An 18,791-nucleotide genomic window follows, 5' to 3' on the forward strand; every position below is an offset into this window, starting at 1 on the left:
CCTGAGGGCCGCGAATCAGCGCTCCTTAGGTAAGCCTAACCTTCAGCAGATGCCTAGGTGAGCGAGTCCGCACACTGTCGATTTCGGCCAGCCGGTTCAGATGTCGGCCAACGCTGCGGTCGGGGACGCCTTCGCGGCCCGGCGTCCGGGCAGCACGGACGCCAGCGCGGCGGCCGCGATGGCGATCGCCACCATGCCCAGGGTGAGCGGCAGGTCCACCACCAGATGGACGTCGGCGGCGACCTGCTGGGCCAGTGCGGTGGCGCCCAGCCAGCCGAAGTAGATGCCGGCGACGACTCCGACGGCGACCCCGGCCACGGCCAGCAGCAGGGCTTCGATCAGCAACATCAGCCGTAGTGAACGGGCCTGCAGCCCGAGTGCTCGAATCAGCGCCGACTCGCGGGTGCGTTCCAGAACCGACAGCCCGAGGGTGTTGCTCACCCCGATCAGGGCGATCAGCACGGCCACCCCGAGCAGCGCGGTGGTGATGGCCAGCAGCACGTTCAGCACCGACTCCATCGCGACCGCCTCGATGATCGCGCCGGTCACCTCGTACTGCCCGCCGGCGGTCAGCTCCGAGACCGCCGTGGCGGCCGCCACGGCGTCAGCCCGGTTCGGCACCGACAGCCACACCATGGCGTCCGGAACCACGGAGCCGAGCCGGTTGAGGTTCGCCGTCGACACCATCGCCTGGCCGAGCGGCACGATCGGCGATTTCACCACCGTCAGCCGCAGGCTGCCGGCATGACCCTTCAGGCCGACCTGCTGGCCGTTCTTCAACTCGTCCCAGTTGTCCGAGACGTAGATCTCGTCGTCGGCGATCGCGGCCGGGGCGTCGGCCGCGACCGCGGCGGCGTCCGGGCCGTAGCCGAGCACGGCCACGCCGTAGACGTCGGCGCCACCCTTGAGGTCGGCGGGCGCGGACGGCAGGACGGCGGCGCCGTCCACCCCGGAGACCCGCCGCAACTGGCCGACCAGTTCACCCGGCAGCGACTCCGTGGCCCCGTTGTTGCTGACCGAGATGTCCACCGGCCGTTGCCGGTCGATCTGGTCGAGCATGGTGGCACGGGCGCTCGCCGTGCCGACCTGCAGGGTGACGATCAGCCCGACGGCCAGCATCAGCGCGGTGGCCGTGGTGGAGGCCCGCCGCGGATTCCGGACGGCGTTCTGCGCCGCCAGTCGCGGGGTAACCCCGAAACCGCGCACGAGCAGGCCGACCAGCCGCAACAGACCCGGCACGAACAGCGGGGCACCGAACAGGACGCCGATCGCCACCAGCGCACTGCCCGCGATCGCGATCTGCAGCGCGGCGCCGGTGCTCAGGCCGAGCACACCGGCGACGACCCCGCCGACCACCAGGAGCCCGCAGATCACGCCGCGGACGATGCCCGCCCGGCGCTTCTCGTCGGAGGCCGGCTCGGGCTGCAGCGCCTCCAGCGGCCGCACCCGGGTGCCGCGCAGCACCGGCAGGACGGCGGCCAGCACCGTGATCGCCACGCCCACGCCGAAGGCCACCGAGAGGTCGACGGCAGGCAGGGCGAGCCCCCAGAACAGCGAGCCGGTCAGCGATGATCCGATCGCCGCCAGTGCGGCACCGGCCAGCAAGCCCAGCGCCGAGCCGATCACGCCCAGGGTGAGGGCTTCGAGCAGGTAGCGCCGCCGGATCTGGGCACCGCTGGCCCCGACCGCGCGGAGCAGCCCGATCTGCCGGCGGCGCTGCGCCAGCAGAATGGTGAAGGTATTGGCGATGGTGATCATGCCGACCACGGCGGCGATCGCGGCGAACGCCCAGAGCAGGTTGCGGAACGCGTCGAACTCACCGGTCAGCTGCTTCAGCGACTCGGCGCGCACCTGCTCGGCCGGTTGCACCGTGACGTCGGCGACCGTGCCGAGCGCGGAGTGGACGCTCTGGGTCAGCGCGGCGGGATCGGTGCCGGGGGAGGCTTTGACGATCCAGGTTTCGGCGCTTTGAGCCGGGTCGTCCCCGGAGGCGGCGAAGGTGGCCGCTGCCACGTAGCCGGTCTGCACGAACAGCGACTTCGGCTCGTCGGTGAGGCCGACCACCGTGAAGGTGACGTCGGCGTAGCCGGTCTCCAGCCGGTCGTCGATCCGCGCCTGCAGGCCGTTGGCGGCGTCCCGGCTCAGCGCCAGTTCACCGGCGGCCTGCGGCCAGCGTCCTTCCATGATTCGCGACCAGCGCAGCGGTTCGGACGGCAACACGATCAGGTTGGTCAATGCCGTCGCACGGCCGTTACGCAGTGGGGTGGTCAGGCTCAGGCTGGGCTCGGCCGCTTCGGCCCCGGCGATGCCGGTCAACGCCTTGGCGACGGCGCCGCGGTCGGCGTCCGGGCCGAGGGTGACCACCACGTCCGCGGTCGAGGTGGGGAGCGACTGGAGGCGCTGGAAGCCGTTGGTCTCGGTGGCGACCAGGATCGACGAGCCGGCCATGAAGGCCACGCTGATCGCGATGGCGATCACCGTGGCGACGAAGCGGGAGGGGTGGAATCGCAACTCCCGCAGTACTTGGCGCAGCATCAGGCACCCAGCTTCCGCATGGCGTCGAGCACGGTGTCGGAGTTCGGGGCGTCCAGGTCGTCGACGATCCGGCCGTCGGAGAGGATGACCGCCCGGTCGGCGTAGGCGGCGGCGTTCGGGTCGTGGGTGACCATCACGATGGTCTGGCCCAGCTCACGGCTGGCCGAGCGTAGCTGGTCGAGCAGTTCGTGGCCGGTGCGCGAGTCGAGGGCGCCGGTCGGTTCGTCGGCGAACAGCACCCGCGGTTTGGTGATCAGCGCGCGGGCGATCGCTACCCGCTGCTGCTGGCCGCCGGACAACTGGGAGGGCAGGTGACGTAGCCGGTCGGTCAGCTTCAGCGAGGCCACGATCGCGTCGAACTCGGACGCCTCGACCCGGCGTCCGGCCAGGTCGAGCGGCAGCAGGATGTTCTCTTTGGCGGTCAGCGTCGGCAGCAGGTTGAACGCCTGAAAGACGAAGCCGACCGAGTCGCGGCGCAGTTGGGTGAGCCGCCGGTCGTCCAGCCCGGTGATCTCGGTGCCGCCCAGCCAGATCTGCCCCGACGTCGAGGCGTCCAGCCCGGCCAGGCAGTGCATCAGCGTCGACTTGCCCGAGCCCGACGGCCCCATGATCGCGGTGAACGACCCGCGGCGCAGTTCGAGGTCGACGCCGGCCAGGGCATGCACGGCAGCGTCGCCGGTGCCGTAGGTCTTGGTCAGGCCCACGGCGCGGGCGATGACGTCGGGGGCGGGGGCGGGCTGAGTCACGGTCATGCCGCCACCCTATGCGCTCGCTGTGAACGCTCGTTCGGGGCGCGTGTGGCTAGCCGCCGGGGCGGAAGGCAGAACCCATCGAGGCCAGCGCGCCGTCGGCGATCGGCACCCGTCCGTCGCGGGCCGCCTGCACCAGTGCGGCGTGGTCGGCCTCGGTCTGGTCGGCGTAGAGCCGGGCGAACCGCGAGAACGCCTTGCACGCCTTCTCGCCGCCACCCAGGTAGCCGGCGATCATCGACGCCCCGGACGTCCGGGCGTGGCCCTTGGCCAGCAGGTGCCCGACGATGCCGGCGTAGTCGGCCAGGGCGGTGGCGGTCAGCCCGTCCAGCGGAATGGTGCCCTTCATATTGCGGAATTGGCGCACGTAATACTGCCGGCCGTCCACCTCGGTCCAGCCCAACAGGGGGTCTGACACGGTCTGCAGCGCTTGCTGATACTCCACCACCCGCTGCCCCTGGTGGGCGTGCCAGGCATTGTCGCCGTGCACGTAGCGGGCCAGCACCGAGCGGCGGGCCTGCTTGAGCTGCAAGAACAGCACGTCGTCGGGCGAGCTGCCCTCCAGCAGCGCCACGTAGGCCCGCAACCCGACCGAACCGACACCCACCACCTTGTGGGCGATGTCGACCAGCGTGTAGCCGGCCACCACGCGGCGCCAGTGCGGCGCCAGGGTGTCGAGATACGAATCCAGGCCCGCGGCCAACTGCTCGTATTCCTCGCCGGTGACGCAGCGAATCAGCGGCGGGTCTTCGACGATGCGGCGCCTGCCGTCGCCGGCTTCGTCGGTGAACCTGGGCAGCGCCCGGTCGGAGGTGCGCTTGCGGGCCACCTTGCCGGCCCGCTTGATCTCGTCGCGCAGCTCCTTCTCGGTCGCGGTCTCGTGCAGCCGCTCGATGTCGAGCCGGTTGTACGAGCGGGCCAGCAGCGGCATCGAGGCCAGCAGCGCCACCTCGTCGCGGTAGGCCATCACGCAGGCGTGCACCGCTTCGGCGATGTCGATCTCGCTGTAGCCGTTCTCACGTCCGGCCACCCACACCGCGGCGGCCAGCCGGCGCAGGTCCCACTCCCAGGCACCCGGGTGCGCCTCGTCGAAGTCGTTCAGGTCGATCACCTGTTCGCCCTCGGGCGAGCGGTAGAAGCCGAAATTGCCCAGGTGTGAGTCGCCGCAGATCACCGGCATGATGCCCGTGATCGGCAGGGCCGCGACGTCGGAGGCCATCACCACCGCGGTGCCGCGGTAGAAGCCGTAGGGCGAGCTGACCATGCGTCCGACCCGAATCGGCACCAGGTCGTCGACCCGACCCTGGTGCGACTCGTTGATCAGGGCGATCGGGTCGGGGCGGGCCTGGGTGGCGTTCCACACCCCGAGCGCCGAGATCGGCACCTTCTCGCGCAGCGAGCGGCCCAGCGCGAACCGTTCCTCACGGGTGGTGGTGGTCGCCCGCACCGACGCGAACGCGTGGCTGTCGGTGCTGGCCAAGACGGTGTGGCTGAACTGCATGGATGCTCCTCTCAGCGCGATACACCCTAGTGAATGCCCTGGTCGGTGCCCAGTCCCGGCCCAGCGTGGCCCCGCTCAGATCGGCACGCCGAGCGAGCGCAGCCCGGCCGCCAGACCGTCCGCGCCGGTGACGCTGCGATGCAGCACGGATCGCAGCCCAGCCGTGCGGGCGCCGACCACGTTGGGGCCGGTGTCGTCGGCGAAGGCGATCCGCTCAGGCGGCAGCCGCAGTGCCTCGGCGATGTGCGCGAAGTAGGCCACGGACGGCTTGGCGTGGCCCACCTCGTAGCTGTAGAAAGTCCGGTCGAAGTGTCGGTCGAGGCCCAGCACGTCGCGCATGTGGGCGCCGCGGTAGCTCTGCTGGTTGGTGGCCAGCCCCACCACCAGACCCTGCCTGCGCACCCGGTTGACCACGGCGAGCGCCTGGTGGTCGACCACGATGTCGTGCCAGACGGCCAGCACCCGATCGACCTCGGCGCCGGTGCCGGCCTGGCGCAGCAAGCTGGTCAGCTTCGCGCGCAGGTCGCCCGCACCGGTCAGGCACTGCACCTCGGCGGCGAACGCGGCGGGCACGAAATCGGGGCCGCCCAGCCGCACGAAGTCGTCCAGCCAGCCGCGCCGGGGCTGCTGCAGCACCCCGTCGGCATCGAACAGCACGGCCTCGACCGGGCCGGTCAAGGCCGGGTTGCTGCTGTCGAGATAGCGGACGGCTCCGCTCACCATGTGCTGCCAGTGCGCGCGGGCGGCGCTGGCTTCGGTCTCGGGCAGGTCCCTGGCGTCGATGACCAGTTCGGTGCCGGCGGAGGCGACGAACCGGCCCGGACGGGGCCAGTGCGGTCCGCCCCAGGTGAACGCGACCCGCGCCGGCTCAACCGACTCGATGACGCCTGAACCGCCGCTGCCGAGCTGGCTGGTGGCCCGGTAGCGCTGGCCCGCCACCAGGTCGGGCGCGCCGTACCCGAACAGCAGTTCGGGGTGTGCCACGAGTTCGGCCCAGGCGCGATCGGGCGCGCGCACCTGTTCGGCCAGGGTGAAAGCGATCATGGGGTCATTGTGGCGGGTGCCCGCGCGCGGCTGTCGCGGGGGTCCGCGCGTGCCCGATACTGGGCGGGTGAGCGTGGCACGGCAGGCGAAACTCTGGCAGTGGGGGGCCGTGGCGTACGTCGTGGCCGCCTCGATCTTCTTCACGTTCATGCCGCTGCTCGCCGTGCGGTCCGGCGACGCCACGGTGTGGGTGTCGCCCTATCGGATGCTCGGCTGGCAGGTGTTCTTGCCGTTGCTGCTGCCGCTGGCGTTGACCGTGATCCCGCTGCTGGCCCGCCGCCACGCGATCAGGGTCGGCTGGGTCTGCGTCGGCCTGCTGAGCGCGATCTGCCTGCTTCTGGCCCTGTCGTCGGGGCTGCTGTTCGTGCCCGCGCCGGTGCTGATGGCGCTGGGCACCTACCTGGCCACCCGAGCCCCCGTCGAGGACGAGGACCTGCACGACGAGCCCTGGAAAGTGCCGAGCGCCTGAACTCGGCCCCAGCTCAGGAAATGGTGAGTTTTCGCTGGTCGAGCCTGTCGAGACCGTGGACATGCTGCCCTGGTAAGGGGTTTCGACAAGCGCAACCGGCGGTGGTTGCCTTGCTCAGGGCTTCCTCAGCTCAGAGCTCGTCCGGATCCTTGCGCGCGGCGCCCTTGTCGGCCGATTGGGCCAGCAGCGCGAAGATCTTCAGTGCCGGCGACACCGTGCGCACCCGCTCCCGGGGCTTCCAGCCGCGCGCTTCGGCGGCGGCCCGGCGCCGGGCGAGCACGTCGTCGTCGACGTCGAGGGTGACGCTGCGGTTCGGAATCGAGAACCGAATGATGTCGCCGTCCTCGACCAGGGCGATGGTGCCGCCCGAGGCGGCCTCCGGCGACACGTGGCCCACCGACAGCCCCGACGAGCCGCCCGAGAACCGTCCGTCGGTGATCAGGGCGCATTTGGGGCCCAGGCCGACGCCCTTGAGGTACGAGGTGGGGTACAGCATCTCTTGCATGCCGGGGCCGCCCTTGGGGCCCTCGAAGCGCACCACCACCACGTCGCCGGGCTTCACCTGGCCACCCAGGATCTTCTCCACCGCCTCGTCCTGCGACTCGGCGACCACGGCCGGGCCGCTGAACTCCCATTGCTCTTCGGGAACGCCGGCGGTCTTCACGATGCAGCCATCCTCGGCCAGGTTGCCATACAACACGCCCAACCCGCCGTCGGTGGTGTACGGCGTAGCCACCGCGCGAATGCAGCCGTTTCGGGAGTCTTTGTCGAGGGTCGCGAAGCGGGTGGTCGACGAGAACGCCTGGGTGGTGCGCACGCCGCCGGGGGCGGCGTAGAACAGGTCCTCGTGCTCCGATTTGGCCTTGCCGCCCCTGATGTCCCAGTCGTCCAGCCAACTGTCCAGATCGGGGGCGTGGACGGCGTGCACGTCACGGTCGAGCAGCCCCCCGCGGTCGAGTTCGCCCATGATCGCGGCGATGCCGCCGGCGCGATGGACGTCCTCCATGTAGTACTTCGTCGAGTTGGGCGCCACCTTGCAGATGCACGGGGTGACCCGCGACAGGGCGTCGATGTCGTGCTGGTCGAAGTCGACCCCGGCCTCGTGCGCGGCGGCCAGCAGGTGCAGCACGGTGTTGGTCGAGCCGCCCATCGCGATGTCGACCCGCATGGCGTTGTTGAAGGCCTGCTTGGTGGCGATCGACAGCGGCAGCACCGAGGCGTCGTCGTCGCCGTACCAGCGCCGGGCCAGGTCGACCACCAGCTTTCCGGCGGCGACGAACAGGTCGCGGCGTTGCGCGGCGGTGGCCAACGTGGAGCCGTTGCCGGGCAACGACAGCCCGAGCGCCTCGGTGAGGCAGTTCATCGAGTTGGCGGTGAACATGCCCGAGCACGAACCGCAGGTGGGGCAGGCGTTCTGTTCGATGTCGCGCAGGTGGTCGTCTTCGATGCTGGGGTCGACGGCCTTCACCATCGCGTCCACCAGGTCGAGGCGGGGCGCCACGTTGTGCTCGTCGGGGGCGCCACCGGCCAGCGGGTTGTTCGGAATGCGCCCGGCCTCCATCGGCCCGCCCGACACGAACACCGTCGGAATGTTCAGCCGCAACGCGGCCAGCAACATGCCGGGGGTGATCTTGTCGCAGTTGCTGATGCAGACCAGCGCGTCGGCACAGTGCGCATTCACCATGTACTCCACCGAGTCGGCGATGATCTCGCGGCTGGGCAGCGAGTAGAGCATGCCGTGGTGGCCCATCGCGATGCCGTCGTCGACGGCGATGGTGTTGAACTCGCGGCCCACGCCGCCCGCCTCGGCCACCGCGTCGGCAACCAACTTGCCCATATCGCGCAGGTGCACGTGCCCGGGAACGAACTGGGTGAAGCTGTTGGCGATCGCGACGATCGGCTTGCCGAAGTCCGATTCGCCCATGCCCGTGGCGCGCCACAGCGCCCGGGCACCGGCCATGTTGCGGCCGTGGGTGGTGGTTCGAGAACGCAGTGCAGGCATGCAGAAGAGACTACGCCCGCGGCACCCTGCGGCGATCATCGGTCAGCGGCTGACCCGGCGCTCGATTGGGCGATCGCACAACGCCTCCTGCCAGGGTTTCGCCAAACGCCTATAGGCCCCCTCGAACCCGTCCGATTGACTGAGGTGACCCATTCAGCTCACTTCCCGGAGGCTCAGCCGTGGATGCGATAACCGTCGTCCCCAACCCGATCAACGAACCCGTGCACGAGTATGCGCCCGGCTCGCCCGAACGGGCGCGGCTGCGCGCCGAGATCGATCGGCTGTGCGCGAACCCTCTCGACATCCGCCACGTGATCGGCGGTGAGCACCGTAATGCCGCCGGGCCCCGTTACGACGTCGTCCAACCGCACCGGCACTCCTCAGTGATCGGCACCTTCCAGGAGGCCCAGCCCGCCGACATAGCCGACGCCATCGGCGCCTCACGTGCCGCGGCACCCGGTTGGCGGGCGATGTCTTTCGATGACCGGGCCGCAGTGTTTCTGCGCGCCGCCGATCTGCTCGCCGGCCCCTGGCGCGAGCGGGTGGCCGCGGCCACCATGCTCGGCCAGTCCAAGACCGCCTATCAGGCCGAGATCGACACCCCCTGCGAACTGGTCGACTTCTGGAGGTTCAACGTCGGCTTCGCCCGGCGGTTGCTCGCCGACCAGCCGATCTCGGGAAGCGGCGTGTGGAACCGCAGCGACTACCGTCCGCTGGAGGGGTTCGTGTACGCGATCACCCCGTTCAACTTCTCGGCGATCGCCGGCAACCTTCCTGCGGCGCCCGCCCTGATGGGCAACACCGTGCTGTGGAAGCCGTCCGCGACCCAGGCCGCCGCCGCCTACCTGACCATGCAATTGCTGGAAGCAGCCGGGCTGCCGAAGGGTGTGATCAACCTGGTCTTCGGTGACGGCCCGACCGTCTCGAGCGTCGCGTTGCAGGCCCCCGATCTGGCCGGCATCCACTTCACCGGTTCGACGGCGCTGTTCCAGACGCTGTGGCGCCAGGTCGCCGACAACCTGCCGAATTACCGCGGCTACCCGCGGCTGGTCGGCGAGACCGGCGGCAAGGACTTCCTGGTCGCCCATGCCTCCGCCGACCCCGAGGTGCTGACCACGGCACTGATCCGCGGGTCGTTCGACTACCAGGGTCAGAAGTGTTCCGCGACCTCACGGGCGTTCATTCCCCGCTCGGTCTGGTCGGCCATGGGCGACACCTTCCTGCACGAGGTGAGCCGGCTGCACTATGGCGACGTCACCGATTTCAGCAACTTCGGCGGCGCCGTGATCGACCAGAGGGCCTTTGACCGCAACCGGGCCGCCATCGAACGAGCCCGGGGCGTCGACTCGCTGACCATCGCCGCCGGTGGCGGCACCGACGACACCGAGGGCTTCTTCATCGACCCGACCGTGCTGCTCGGCACCGATCCGTCCGACGAGGCGTTCCGCACCGAGTACTTCGGGCCGATCCTTTCGGTCCATGTCTACGACGACAGCGCACCGGGGGCCTTCACCGACGTGCTGCGGCTCGTCGACGGCGGCTCCGACTACGCGCTCACCGGTTCGATCATCGCCACCGATCGGCAGGCGATCGTTGAGGCCGACGAGGAACTGCGCTTTGCCGCCGGCAACTTCTACATCAACGACAAGTCGACCGGTGCCGTGGTCGGGCAGCAGCCGTTCGGCGGTGGACGGGCCTCAGGCACCAACGACAAGGCGGGCTCGGCGCTGAACCTGCTGCGCTGGGTCTCGGCTCGCACCATCAAGGAGACCTTCGTTCCGCCGCGGCACCACGGCTACCCGCATCAGTTGCCGGAGATCCCGTAATGGCGAGGTTCACCCTGACCAACCCATTGCGCCCGATCTTGCTCGCGGCCGGGCGTCGCGCCTGGGTCGAACGCTTGGTCACCCGGCTTCCGCTGACTCGTTCGTTGGTCACCAGGTTCGTTCCGGGAACCGACCAGGTCGCGGTGGTCGAGACGGTGCGCCGGCTGCTCGCCGAGGGACGGATGATCTCGGTCGACTACCTCGGCGAAGGCATCACGACGGCGGCCGAGGCACAGCACACCGTCGAGGCCTACCTGGCGCTGCTGAGCGAGTTCAGCACGCTCAGCGTCGAGCCGCTGGACGCGGCGGGCGGCCGCCGGCTCGAGGTGTCGATCAAGCTGTCGGCGCTGGGCCAGTCGCTGCCGGGCGGCGGTGAGGCGCTCGCCCTGGAGCACGCGCTGACCATCTGCCGCGAGGCCGAGGCGGTCGGCTGCTGGGTGAACGTGGACGCCGAGGACCACACCACCACCGACTCCACGCTGCGGATCGTCCGCAAGCTCCGCAAGGAGTTCCCGGACGTCGCCACCGTGCTGCAGGCCTACCTGCACCGCACCGAGCAGGACTGCCGGGAGCTTTCCGGGCCGCGTTCGCGGATCCGGCTCTGCAAGGGCGCGTACTCGGAGCCCGCAGAGGTCGCCTTTCAGACACCGGCCGAGGTCGACGCGTCCTATTTGCGCTGCCTGGAGGTGTTGATCCAGGGCGAGGGTTACCCGATGGTCGCCTCGCACGATCCGGCGATGATCGACGGTGCCCAGCGGCTGGCCGATCGGGCCGGCCGACCGGCCGACCGGTTCGAGTTCCAGATGCTCTACGGCATTCGTGACGCCGAGCAGGCCCGGCTCGTCGATGCGGGGTTCCGGCTGCGCACCTACGTGCCATTTGGTGACGACTGGTTCGGCTACTTCATGCGCAGGCTCGCGGAACGACCGGCGAACCTGGTCTTCTTTCTCCGATCGCTGGTCGGCAGGCCGTAATCGCCAGGCCGAGCGGGCAAACCGCTCAGTCGTTCAGAAAGGGCGCCAGCATCAGGCCCAGTTGAAGCCTGAGCCGGTCGGCCCCGCTGCTGAACTGCAACCCGGTGACGGTCTCCACCTTTCCCAGCCGGTAGTAGAGCGTCTGCCGATGCACGTGCAGGGCGGCGGCGGTCTCGGCAACATTGCCGGCCCGGTCCAAGAAGACCTCGACGGTGCGAATCAGTTCGGCGTCCCCGGTGGCCAGCAGCCGCTGCAGCGGCAGGTCCAGCACGATTGCAGACAACTGGGCCGTCGGCACCGCCTCCAGCAGCCGATAGGGGCCCAGGTCATCCCACAGAGCGACCGGATCGCGTTGGCCGGTGCTTGCGATCCGGGCCGCCGTCCTGGCCTCCAGCCAGCAGTGATGCAGGAGGGTGACCGACTCGCGCGGACGTCCGACGCCGACCGCCAGGAATCCCTGCCAATCGGCGGGTAGCGCGGCGGCGTATTGGTCGCGCACGGCCACAGCGGCGTCACGGACCTGATCACGCGAGTCCACGGAGCGTAACGGCAGCACCACGACCGCGCCGCCGGGCCCCACGTCCACGAGCATCTGGCCAGGTTTGGCCCACAGGCTCGGTGTTACCGCCGCCGGTGTCCCTTCCGACTCGGTGATGACCATAACGGTCAGGGGCGCCTGGCGGCTGAGCAGCCCGCGGCCGATCAGCCGCTCGGCTGCGGCCTGGGCGTTGTCGGCGTCCGCTCCGACCAGGTCGGCGACGGCCAGTGCGACCTCAGAGCGCTGACGGCCGAGCCGAGCCAGATAGACCGCGGCGTCGGTGACCAGCCGGGCAACATCCGTGACGGCGGGATCCGTCAGTGGCGTGTCGTTGTTGAGCGCCCACAGGTAGCCATAGGTGGTGTCGTGCCAACGCGCCGGAAAACAGATTCGTGCCTGCAGGCCCGAGTCCGGGTCGGCCGGAATGCGCAGCGGGTGCGGGCTGTCAGAGATCCCGAAGCTTTCGAACCAGGCCCGAACGGCGGGTGCGGAGCGGCGTTGCAAAATGGAGTTTCGCCGAACGGCGTCCACTTCGGCCGGCTGCTCGGCATAGGCCAGCAGATTGAAGTGGCGGTCCTCCAAAACCGTGGCCGACTGCAGCAGGCGGGCGGATTCATCGACGATCTCTTGCAGCTCGGGCCGCATGGCACGTCCTCTCGCAGGGGTCGATCTTGTGCAATCGTCGACAACCCACGGGTATTAGCTGTGACGAATGTGGCTCGACCTGGCGCACTGTCACGACAAGAATGTCAGCAGCCGACCGCCTGTTGCCAACCGGTGAGCGGTCTTCGACCCACCTACCCTCGGGCCTTGAACGCCCGATCCGACCAGCAGGGGGCATCATGGGCGCACCGCCGACTGAACTGAAGAAGGGCCTGAAACAGCGGCACCTGACCATGATCGCGATGGGCGGCGTCATCGGCGCCGGTTTGTTCGTGGGTTCGGGAGTCGTGATCGGCAAGGCCGGGCCGGGGGCATTTCTCGCCTATGCGCTGTCCGGCCTGCTGATCATCATGGTCATGCGCATGCTGGGCGAGATGGCAACAGCCAATCCGTCCACCGGATCGTTCGCCGACTATGCCCGCAATGCGCTGGGTGGCTGGGCCGGGTTCTCCGTCGCCTGGCTCTACTGGTACTTCTGGGTCATCGTGGTCGGCTTCGAAGCCGTCGCGGGCGCGAAGGTGATGCAGTACTGGCTTCCGGACGTGCCGCTGTGGCTGCTCTCGCTGATCTTGATGACATTGATGACGCTCACCAACCTCTTCTCGGTGTCGTCGTTCGGCGAGTTCGAGTTCTGGTTCGCCGGCATCAAGGTCGCCGCGATCGTCATCTTCCTCGTATTGGGAACCCTGTTCGTGACCGGCTTGTGGCCGGGGCGGACGATGGACTTCAGCAATCTGGTCGTGCACGGCGGCTTCTTCCCCAACGGCCAGGGCGCGATCTTCGCGGCGATCGTGGTGGTGATCTTCTCCATGGTCGGCGCCGAGATCGCCACCATCGCGGCCGCGGAGTCACCTGATCCGGGCAAGGCGATCGCCAAGGCGACCAATTCGATCATCATGCGGATCGCGGTCTTCTTCGTGTTCTCGATCTTCCTGCTGGCCGTCATGATGCCGTGGAACTCGGCCGAACTGGCCGCCTCGCCCTACGTGGCCGCCTTCAAGCTGATGGGCATTCCCTACGCCGACCACATCATGAATATGGTCGTGCTCACCGCGGTGCTGTCGTGCTTGAACTCCGGCCTGTACACGGCGTCCCGGATGCTGTTCGTGCTCGCCGCCCGTCGTGAGGCGCCGATCGGTCTGATGACCGTCGGCAAGGGCGGCGTCCCGCGGGCCGCGATCCTGACCTCCTCGGTGATCGGCTTCCTGTGCGTGATCGCCGCCGCTGTCTCTGAAGACACGGTCTTTCTGTTCCTGCTGAACTCGTCGGGTGCGGTGATCCTGTTCGTCTACCTGCTCATCGCGCTGTCGCAGATCGTGCTGCGGCGCCGGACCGGCGGCGACAAGCTGGTCGTCAAGATGTGGCTGTTCCCCGGGCTGTCGGTGCTGGTCGTGCTGGGCATCGTGGCGGTGCTGGTCCAGATGGGCGTGATGGAGGACACGCGCATTCAGCTCATCTTGAGCCTGGCGGCCTGGGCGGTCGTCGTGCTGCTCTTCTTCGCGACCAAGCGGATTCGCGAACGTGGCCCGGTGGAGCCGCCGGTGCCGGCACCCGAGACGCCGGCCCAGCGGGTGCTGGTACTCGCCAACGAGACGGTCGAAGGCCCGGAGCTGCTGGCCGAACTCCGCCAGATCGACACCGCTGGCAAGGCCGAATACTTCGTCTGCGTGCCGGCCAACCCGATCGACACCGGTCAGGCGATGCATCAGGGTGCGGTTTACCTGTGGGAGGCGACCGCTGCGGCTGCCAAAGAACGACTCGACCGGACGCTGGAGTTGCTCAACGAGAACGGCTTGACCGCCGCCGGGGACACCGGCGACTACCGTCCGCTCCGCGCCTTGGCGCAGGCTGTGGAGAGTTTCAAGCCCGATCGCCTGGTGATCTGCACGCTCCCTGTCGATCAGTCGGTCTGGCTGCGTTATGACGTGGTCGATCGGGCCCGGGAAGCCAACCCCACCATCCCACTGGTTCACGTGATCGTGCAGTCGTCCACGGCCACCGTCTGATCTCGCGAAGGATTCTCGATGACCGTATTGATCGGCCTCACCCCGAACGAGCGCGGCGCGGGGGCGCTCGCGCTCGGCGCGATGGCGGCCCGCTCGTTGCACGACGACCTGGTGGTCGCATCGATCACCGCAAAGCCCTGGCCCGAGGTGTTCGGCGCCGACCGGGAATACCTCGACCTCCAGCGTGCCCAGGCTGAGGCGGCCCTCCAGCAGGCTGGAGCAAGCATCGGGAACGACCTCGACGTGCGGTATGTCGTCGAGTCGGGTCGCTCGGTCGCTTCCGGGCTGGTCGAGGTCGCCCGTGACTGCGCTGCGAGCGTCGTGGTGTTGGGGTCGTCGTCGCAAGGTGTCGACGGGTTGATCAGCCTCGGCGGCGTCGCCTCCCGATTGCTGAACAGCCTGGACGTGCCGGTGCTGATCGCGCCGACGAACTACCACGCGGCACCGGACGCCCGAGTGCGCCGGGTGAGCGTCGGCTTCGGCCGCGGTGACCGTGACAGCGGGCTGCTCACCTCGGCTGCCGTGCAGGCGGCGAAAGCCGGTGTGCAACTGCGAGTAGCGTGCTTCGCGGTGCGTCCGATGAACGCCGCCACGGGGAGCATTGAGGCCGACACCGAGGATCTGGTGGTCCAGGAGTGGATCGACGGGCTCCGCGGCGACATCGAGCCGGCCTTGGTCGAGGCCGTCGCCGACCCGGCCGACGTCCCGATCGTGGTCGGAGTCGGTGGCAGTTGGGAGCAGGCGATCACCGCGCTGGAGTGGGCCCCGAACGAACTGCTCGCCGTCGGTGCCAGCACGTCAGGCGTGAGTCGCCTGCTGCTCGGGTCGCACGCCTCCAAGATCGTCCGGAACGCGCCCCTGCCGGTGCTCGTTCTTCCACGCTCCGATTGACCCGGGCTGACCGGGCAGCCACGGGTGACGCTCCAAGTCGCCGCGCGTAGACTGTTGCGATGAGCGACTTCTTCGAGCTGTTCAACCCGGGCGTCCGGCACGCCCGGCAGCAGCGCGACCTGGAGAATTCGGTCACCGTCGACTACGAAAAGGGTGCGTGGGGGCCGAGGCCGCACGATCTGGAGTCGGGGCAGGTGACCATCAAGATGCCGACCATCAAACCCAAGCCGAGCGATTCGCGCTGATGGTGGCTCGCTTGCCCACCCCAGCCGTCCACAGGTGTGCGCAAGCCTGTGGAGAACTACATGGCTGTGATTCGGCTCACACTCGCCCTCGGCCACTCACTCGACTGCCTTCGTAGCCCGTCGCGGCTAGCAAACCGTCGGCTGGTTTGCCGCTCCTACACTTGCCCCATGCTCCGGACGCGCCCCGCACCACGCCTTGCCGCCGTGCTGGCGGCCGGCACGCTGGCCCTCACCGGTTGCGCCGAGGCCGGCGTGAGCGCTGCCGACCTCTACAAGGTGGGCTGCCCCGCATTGGACGCGGTGGCCGCCGGTGGCTCGGTGGCCGGCAAGGTGGCGTTGGCCGGGCTGGAGAAGTTGCGCGACAGCGGCCAGGTGACGGGCGACTCCAAGCAGTGGCTGGAGGTGGCCATCAGCTACCTGAACGACCCGGCCCAGGTGCCGGCCGAGAGCCGCACGCTGATTCGCAACGGCTGCAAGGCCAACGGCTACGAGCTCACGAACTTCTGACCGAGCAATCACCGGCCCTCACCGAGCCGCCGACCCGAAGTCGTCACCCTCGCGGGATCGTCCCGCTACGCACAACTACTCACTCGCCCCGAGCCTGCAGCGGGTCTAGCTTCGCCAGTGAGATTTGCAGGGAGGTTCTGATGCAACCTTCGGGTGCTGGCGCGTTCAACGTCGCGGGCGAGGCCTACGACAACTACATGGGCCGGTATTCCAAACCGCTGGCGGTCGAGTTCGCCGCCTTCGTCGGCTGCGGAGCGGCCGATCGGGTGCTCGATGTGGGCTGCGGGCCGGGGGCGCTGACTGCTGAGCTGGTGCGCCGGGTCGGTGCCGCGAACGTGATGGCCTGTGACCCGTCGCCGCGATTCGTGGCCGATTGTGCGCAGCGCAACGTCGGCGTCGACGTGCGGGCGGGCAGCGCCGAACGGCTGCCCTTCGACGACGACTCGGTGCACGCGGCGCTCGCCCAGTTGGTGTTGCACTTCGTCGGCGATCCTTCAGCGGCCGCGGCCGAACTGGCTCGGGTGGTGCGTCCCGGTGGCCGGGTGGCTGCCTGCGTCTGGGACTTCGATCAGGGCATGGAGTTGCTGCGGGCCTTCTGGGACGCCGCACTCACCCTCGACCCGGAAGCGCCCGACGAAGCCCGGGTGCTGCGGTTCGGGCGGCTCGGCGAGATCGCCGGCTGGCTGGCGTGCGGCGGCTTCGCCGACATCGTCGAGACGACGTTGACGGTCACGTCGACCTACCGCGACTACGCCGAGCTGTGGGAGGGGCTGCAGCACGGAATCGGCCCGGCCGGCAGCTACTTGGTTGCCCAGAGCGACGAACTGCGCGAGCGGTTGCGCGGGGCACTGTTCGAGCGGCTCGGACGTCCGGCCGGCGCGTTCACGCTGGCTGCCGTCGCGCGAACCGCAAAAGGTCGGCTTCCGCGGTAGCGGCCCGTCCGACCCTTGCCTTGTTACCGTTGCTGCCATGCGACGCGCGTTCGTGGTTCTCACCGGTCTCGGCATCTTTCTGGTCGGCCTGCTGCCGGCGCCACGGGCGCTCGCCGACTCCGGCGACGACCACATCACCCGCTACGCGGTGACCGCCGACGCCGAGCAGAACGGAACCACCACCGTCACGCTCGACTTCGATTTCAACTTCGGCAGCGACCAGGGCCACGGCCCCTACATCACCCTTCCGCTGCGGCAAGAGATCGCCAACGACCCCGACCACTGGCGCATGCTCGACGTCACCGTCGGTCAGGTGACCAGCCCGTCCGGGGCGAGTGCGAAGGTGCAGACCAAACAGGACGACGGCAACCTGCTGATTCAGGTGGGCGACGAGAACCGCACCTGGGCGGGTACCCAGACCTACCGCATCACCTACACCGTCCGCGGTCTGATCGCACCCAAGCAGGCAGTCTCGGGGCTGGACGAGTTCAACTGGAACGTGATCGGCACCGGCTGGGAGGTGCCGATTCGCAACATCTCGGTCACGCTCACCGGCCCGGCGACGGTCACCAAGACCGCCTGCTTCGCCGGGGGCGACCTGATCAGCAACCCGTGCACCTCGCACCAGGCGGATGGCGACACGGCCACCTTCACCCAGAGCTCGGTCAGCAAGGGCGAACCGGTGCAGATCGTGGCCGGCTTCCCGGCCGGCACGTTCGTCGGGGCCGAAGCCCACCTCGAGAAGCGGCTGTGGGTCGGCAACATGTTCCCGGTCACGCCGGTCACCGGCGGCATCACCGCCGTGCTGACCGCCGTCGGTCTCGGCGCCCTGCTGCGCCGCACCCGCCGCGGCGCTCGCGACGAGGTCTACCTGGGCCTGACTCCTGGCGTCACACCCGCCGCCGGTCAGCAGGTCACCGTCGGACGCGGCGGCAACGACACCCCGGTGGCCGTGCAGTTCACGCCGCCGCGTGGTGCCCGTCCGGGTGAGATCGGGGTGCTGACCGACTCGACGGCCGACAACGTCGACATCACCGCCACCATGATCGACCTGGCTGTGCGCGGTCACGTGCGCATCGAGCAGGAGGGCAAGAAGACGTGGCGGTTCGTGAAGCTGCCGGGGCCTGATCAGGTCAACGGCTACGAGGGCCACCTGTTGTCGCAACTGTTTCAGAACGGGCCCACCGTCAGCACCAAGGACCTCAAGGACAGCGACTATTCCGGGGTGCTCGAGGGCACCCGGGAGCAGCTCTACCAGCGGGTGACGAACGAACTGCACTGGTTTCGCGGCAATCCGAGAACCATCCGCGGACTGGCGGCACTGGGCGGCATCGGGCTGATCGTGCTCGGCGGCGGGCTGGGCTTCGGGCTCGGCCTGTTGGGCTTCGGGTTGATCGGCCTGGCGCTGGTGACCTGCGGGGTGGCGATGCTGATGCTGAGCAACCGCTTCGGCTCGCGCACCGCCGACGGGTCTGCCGTGCTCGCCCAGGCCAAGGGGTTCGAGCTTTACCTGACCACCGCCGAGGCCGAGCAGATCAAATTCGAGGAGGGCGTCGACATCTTCAGTCGCTACCTGCCCTACGCGATCGTCTTCGGGGTGGCCGAGCGCTGGGCGAGGATCTTCGAACAGCTTGCGGCGCAGGGACGCTACGCGGCCGACGATTCCTGGTACGTCGGTTACGGCTACGGCACGATGTTCAACAGCGGATTCACCTCGTCGCTCGACCGGCTTGCCGACACCATGTCGAGCTCGATGCAGTCGGCCACCTCGGCCACCAGCGGCGGCTCCGGCTTCAGCGGCGGCGGCGGTTTCGGCGGTGGCGGTGGCGGCGGCTGGTGAGCACCTCGGCCACAGGCGCCGGGGCGGTGTTGACGTTGCGCACGTTGAGGCTCATTGCGCATGGTGAAC

Annotated in this window: 15 protein-coding genes; 9 read left to right on the forward strand and 6 right to left on the reverse strand. The window is 69.1% G+C overall.

Translation table 11 applies throughout. The features are described 5' to 3' along the window. Window positions 1–96 precede the first annotated feature (96 nt). From QM721_RS02210 to QM721_RS02225, 4 genes are all read right to left on the reverse strand, one after another. The gene (locus QM721_RS02210; protein WP_415118544.1) at window positions 97–2,535 is read right to left on the reverse strand and encodes an FtsX-like permease family protein; all 2,439 of its coding nucleotides are present in this window, start codon (window positions 2,533–2,535) and stop codon (window positions 97–99) included. Then, window positions 2,535–3,287, reverse strand: coding sequence for an ABC transporter ATP-binding protein (locus QM721_RS02215; protein WP_415118546.1), 753 nt, complete (start codon window positions 3,285–3,287; stop codon window positions 2,535–2,537). Before QM721_RS02215 ends, QM721_RS02210 begins: the two co-directional genes overlap by 1 nt. A gap of 49 nt (window positions 3,288–3,336) precedes the next feature. Beyond that, window positions 3,337–4,785, reverse strand: coding sequence for a DUF2252 domain-containing protein (locus QM721_RS02220; protein ID WP_415118548.1), 1,449 nt, complete (start codon window positions 4,783–4,785; stop codon window positions 3,337–3,339). Between the two features lie 75 nt (window positions 4,786–4,860). After that, window positions 4,861–5,829 (reverse strand): HAD family hydrolase, encoded by a 969-nt coding sequence (locus tag QM721_RS02225; protein WP_415118550.1) that lies wholly within the window; start codon window positions 5,827–5,829, stop codon window positions 4,861–4,863. Window positions 5,830–5,896: 67 nt separating this feature from the next. Here QM721_RS02225 and QM721_RS02230 point away from each other — a divergent pair, with 67 nt between their 5' ends. Then, entirely contained in the window at window positions 5,897–6,298 is a 402-nt protein-coding gene (locus QM721_RS02230) for a hypothetical protein (RefSeq protein ID WP_415118552.1), read from the forward strand. Window positions 6,299–6,428: 130 nt separating this feature from the next. On the opposite strand, the gene ilvD is transcribed toward QM721_RS02230, so the two are convergent. After that, window positions 6,429–8,300, reverse strand: coding sequence for a dihydroxy-acid dehydratase (gene ilvD, locus QM721_RS02235; protein ID WP_415118554.1), 1,872 nt, complete (start codon window positions 8,298–8,300; stop codon window positions 6,429–6,431). 179 nt (window positions 8,301–8,479) lie between these two features. Here ilvD and pruA point away from each other — a divergent pair, with 179 nt between their 5' ends. Together pruA and QM721_RS02245 are read left to right on the forward strand one after the other, a co-directional pair. Continuing rightward, window positions 8,480–10,126, forward strand: coding sequence for an L-glutamate gamma-semialdehyde dehydrogenase (gene pruA / locus QM721_RS02240; RefSeq protein ID WP_415118556.1), 1,647 nt, complete (start codon window positions 8,480–8,482; stop codon window positions 10,124–10,126). Beyond that, on the forward strand, window positions 10,126–11,100 hold the full coding sequence (locus tag QM721_RS02245) for a proline dehydrogenase family protein (RefSeq protein ID WP_415118558.1): 975 nt from the start codon (window positions 10,126–10,128) through the stop codon (window positions 11,098–11,100). The genes pruA and QM721_RS02245 overlap by 1 nt, the downstream gene beginning before the upstream one ends. Before the next feature lie 25 nt (window positions 11,101–11,125). On the opposite strand, the gene QM721_RS02250 is transcribed toward QM721_RS02245, so the two are convergent. Then, the gene (locus tag QM721_RS02250) at window positions 11,126–12,283 is read right to left on the reverse strand and encodes a PucR family transcriptional regulator (protein ID WP_415118560.1); all 1,158 of its coding nucleotides are present in this window, start codon (window positions 12,281–12,283) and stop codon (window positions 11,126–11,128) included. 197 nt (window positions 12,284–12,480) lie between these two features. On the opposite strand from QM721_RS02250, the gene QM721_RS02255 reads away from it, so the two are divergent. From QM721_RS02255 to QM721_RS02280, 6 genes are all read left to right on the forward strand, one after another. Next, window positions 12,481–14,307: an amino acid permease gene (locus tag QM721_RS02255; RefSeq protein WP_415118562.1), complete on the forward strand. Its 1,827-nt coding sequence runs from the start codon at window positions 12,481–12,483 to the stop codon at window positions 14,305–14,307. An 18-nt stretch (window positions 14,308–14,325) separates the two neighbouring features. Then, window positions 14,326–15,198 carry a universal stress protein gene (locus QM721_RS02260; RefSeq protein ID WP_415118564.1) on the forward strand — a complete coding sequence of 291 codons (873 nt, stop codon included), beginning with the start codon at window positions 14,326–14,328 and terminating at the stop codon, window positions 15,196–15,198. A 59-nt stretch (window positions 15,199–15,257) separates the two neighbouring features. Next, window positions 15,258–15,443 (forward strand): hypothetical protein, encoded by a 186-nt coding sequence (locus QM721_RS02265; RefSeq protein ID WP_415118566.1) that lies wholly within the window; start codon window positions 15,258–15,260, stop codon window positions 15,441–15,443. 168 nt (window positions 15,444–15,611) lie between these two features. Continuing rightward, on the forward strand, window positions 15,612–15,950 hold the full coding sequence (locus QM721_RS02270; protein ID WP_415118568.1) for a hypothetical protein: 339 nt from the start codon (window positions 15,612–15,614) through the stop codon (window positions 15,948–15,950). A gap of 140 nt (window positions 15,951–16,090) precedes the next feature. Beyond that, a complete protein-coding gene (locus QM721_RS02275; protein ID WP_415118570.1) occupies window positions 16,091–16,882 on the forward strand; it encodes a class I SAM-dependent methyltransferase in 792 nt (263 codons plus the stop codon). Between the two features lie 37 nt (window positions 16,883–16,919). Next, window positions 16,920–18,722, forward strand: coding sequence for a DUF2207 domain-containing protein (locus QM721_RS02280; RefSeq protein ID WP_415118572.1), 1,803 nt, complete (start codon window positions 16,920–16,922; stop codon window positions 18,720–18,722). Window positions 18,723–18,791: the final 69 nt, after the last annotated feature.

The organism is Micropruina sp. (assembly GCF_047602085.1).
Lineage (GTDB): Bacteria > Actinomycetota > Actinomycetes > Propionibacteriales > Propionibacteriaceae > Micropruina.

Coding starts and splice junctions, on each gene's coding strand:
- QM721_RS02210 (WP_415118544.1), bottom strand. CDS start 2,535: ATGCTGCGCCAAGTACTGCGGGAGTTGCGATTCCACCCCTCCCGCTTC.
- QM721_RS02215 (WP_415118546.1), bottom strand. CDS start 3,287: ATGACCGTGACTCAGCCCGCCCCCGCCCCCGACGTCATCGCCCGCGCC.
- QM721_RS02220 (WP_415118548.1), bottom strand. CDS start 4,785: ATGCAGTTCAGCCACACCGTCTTGGCCAGCACCGACAGCCACGCGTTC.
- QM721_RS02225 (WP_415118550.1), bottom strand. CDS start 5,829: ATGATCGCTTTCACCCTGGCCGAACAGGTGCGCGCGCCCGATCGCGCC.
- ilvD (WP_415118554.1), bottom strand. CDS start 8,300: ATGCCTGCACTGCGTTCTCGAACCACCACCCACGGCCGCAACATGGCC.
- QM721_RS02245 (WP_415118558.1), top strand. CDS start 10,126: ATGGCGAGGTTCACCCTGACCAACCCATTGCGCCCGATCTTGCTCGCG.
- QM721_RS02250 (WP_415118560.1), bottom strand. CDS start 12,283: ATGCGGCCCGAGCTGCAAGAGATCGTCGATGAATCCGCCCGCCTGCTG.
- QM721_RS02255 (WP_415118562.1), top strand. CDS start 12,481: ATGGGCGCACCGCCGACTGAACTGAAGAAGGGCCTGAAACAGCGGCAC.
- QM721_RS02260 (WP_415118564.1), top strand. CDS start 14,326: ATGACCGTATTGATCGGCCTCACCCCGAACGAGCGCGGCGCGGGGGCG.
- QM721_RS02265 (WP_415118566.1), top strand. CDS start 15,258: ATGAGCGACTTCTTCGAGCTGTTCAACCCGGGCGTCCGGCACGCCCGG.
- QM721_RS02270 (WP_415118568.1), top strand. CDS start 15,612: ATGCTCCGGACGCGCCCCGCACCACGCCTTGCCGCCGTGCTGGCGGCC.
- QM721_RS02275 (WP_415118570.1), top strand. CDS start 16,091: ATGCAACCTTCGGGTGCTGGCGCGTTCAACGTCGCGGGCGAGGCCTAC.
- QM721_RS02280 (WP_415118572.1), top strand. CDS start 16,920: ATGCGACGCGCGTTCGTGGTTCTCACCGGTCTCGGCATCTTTCTGGTC.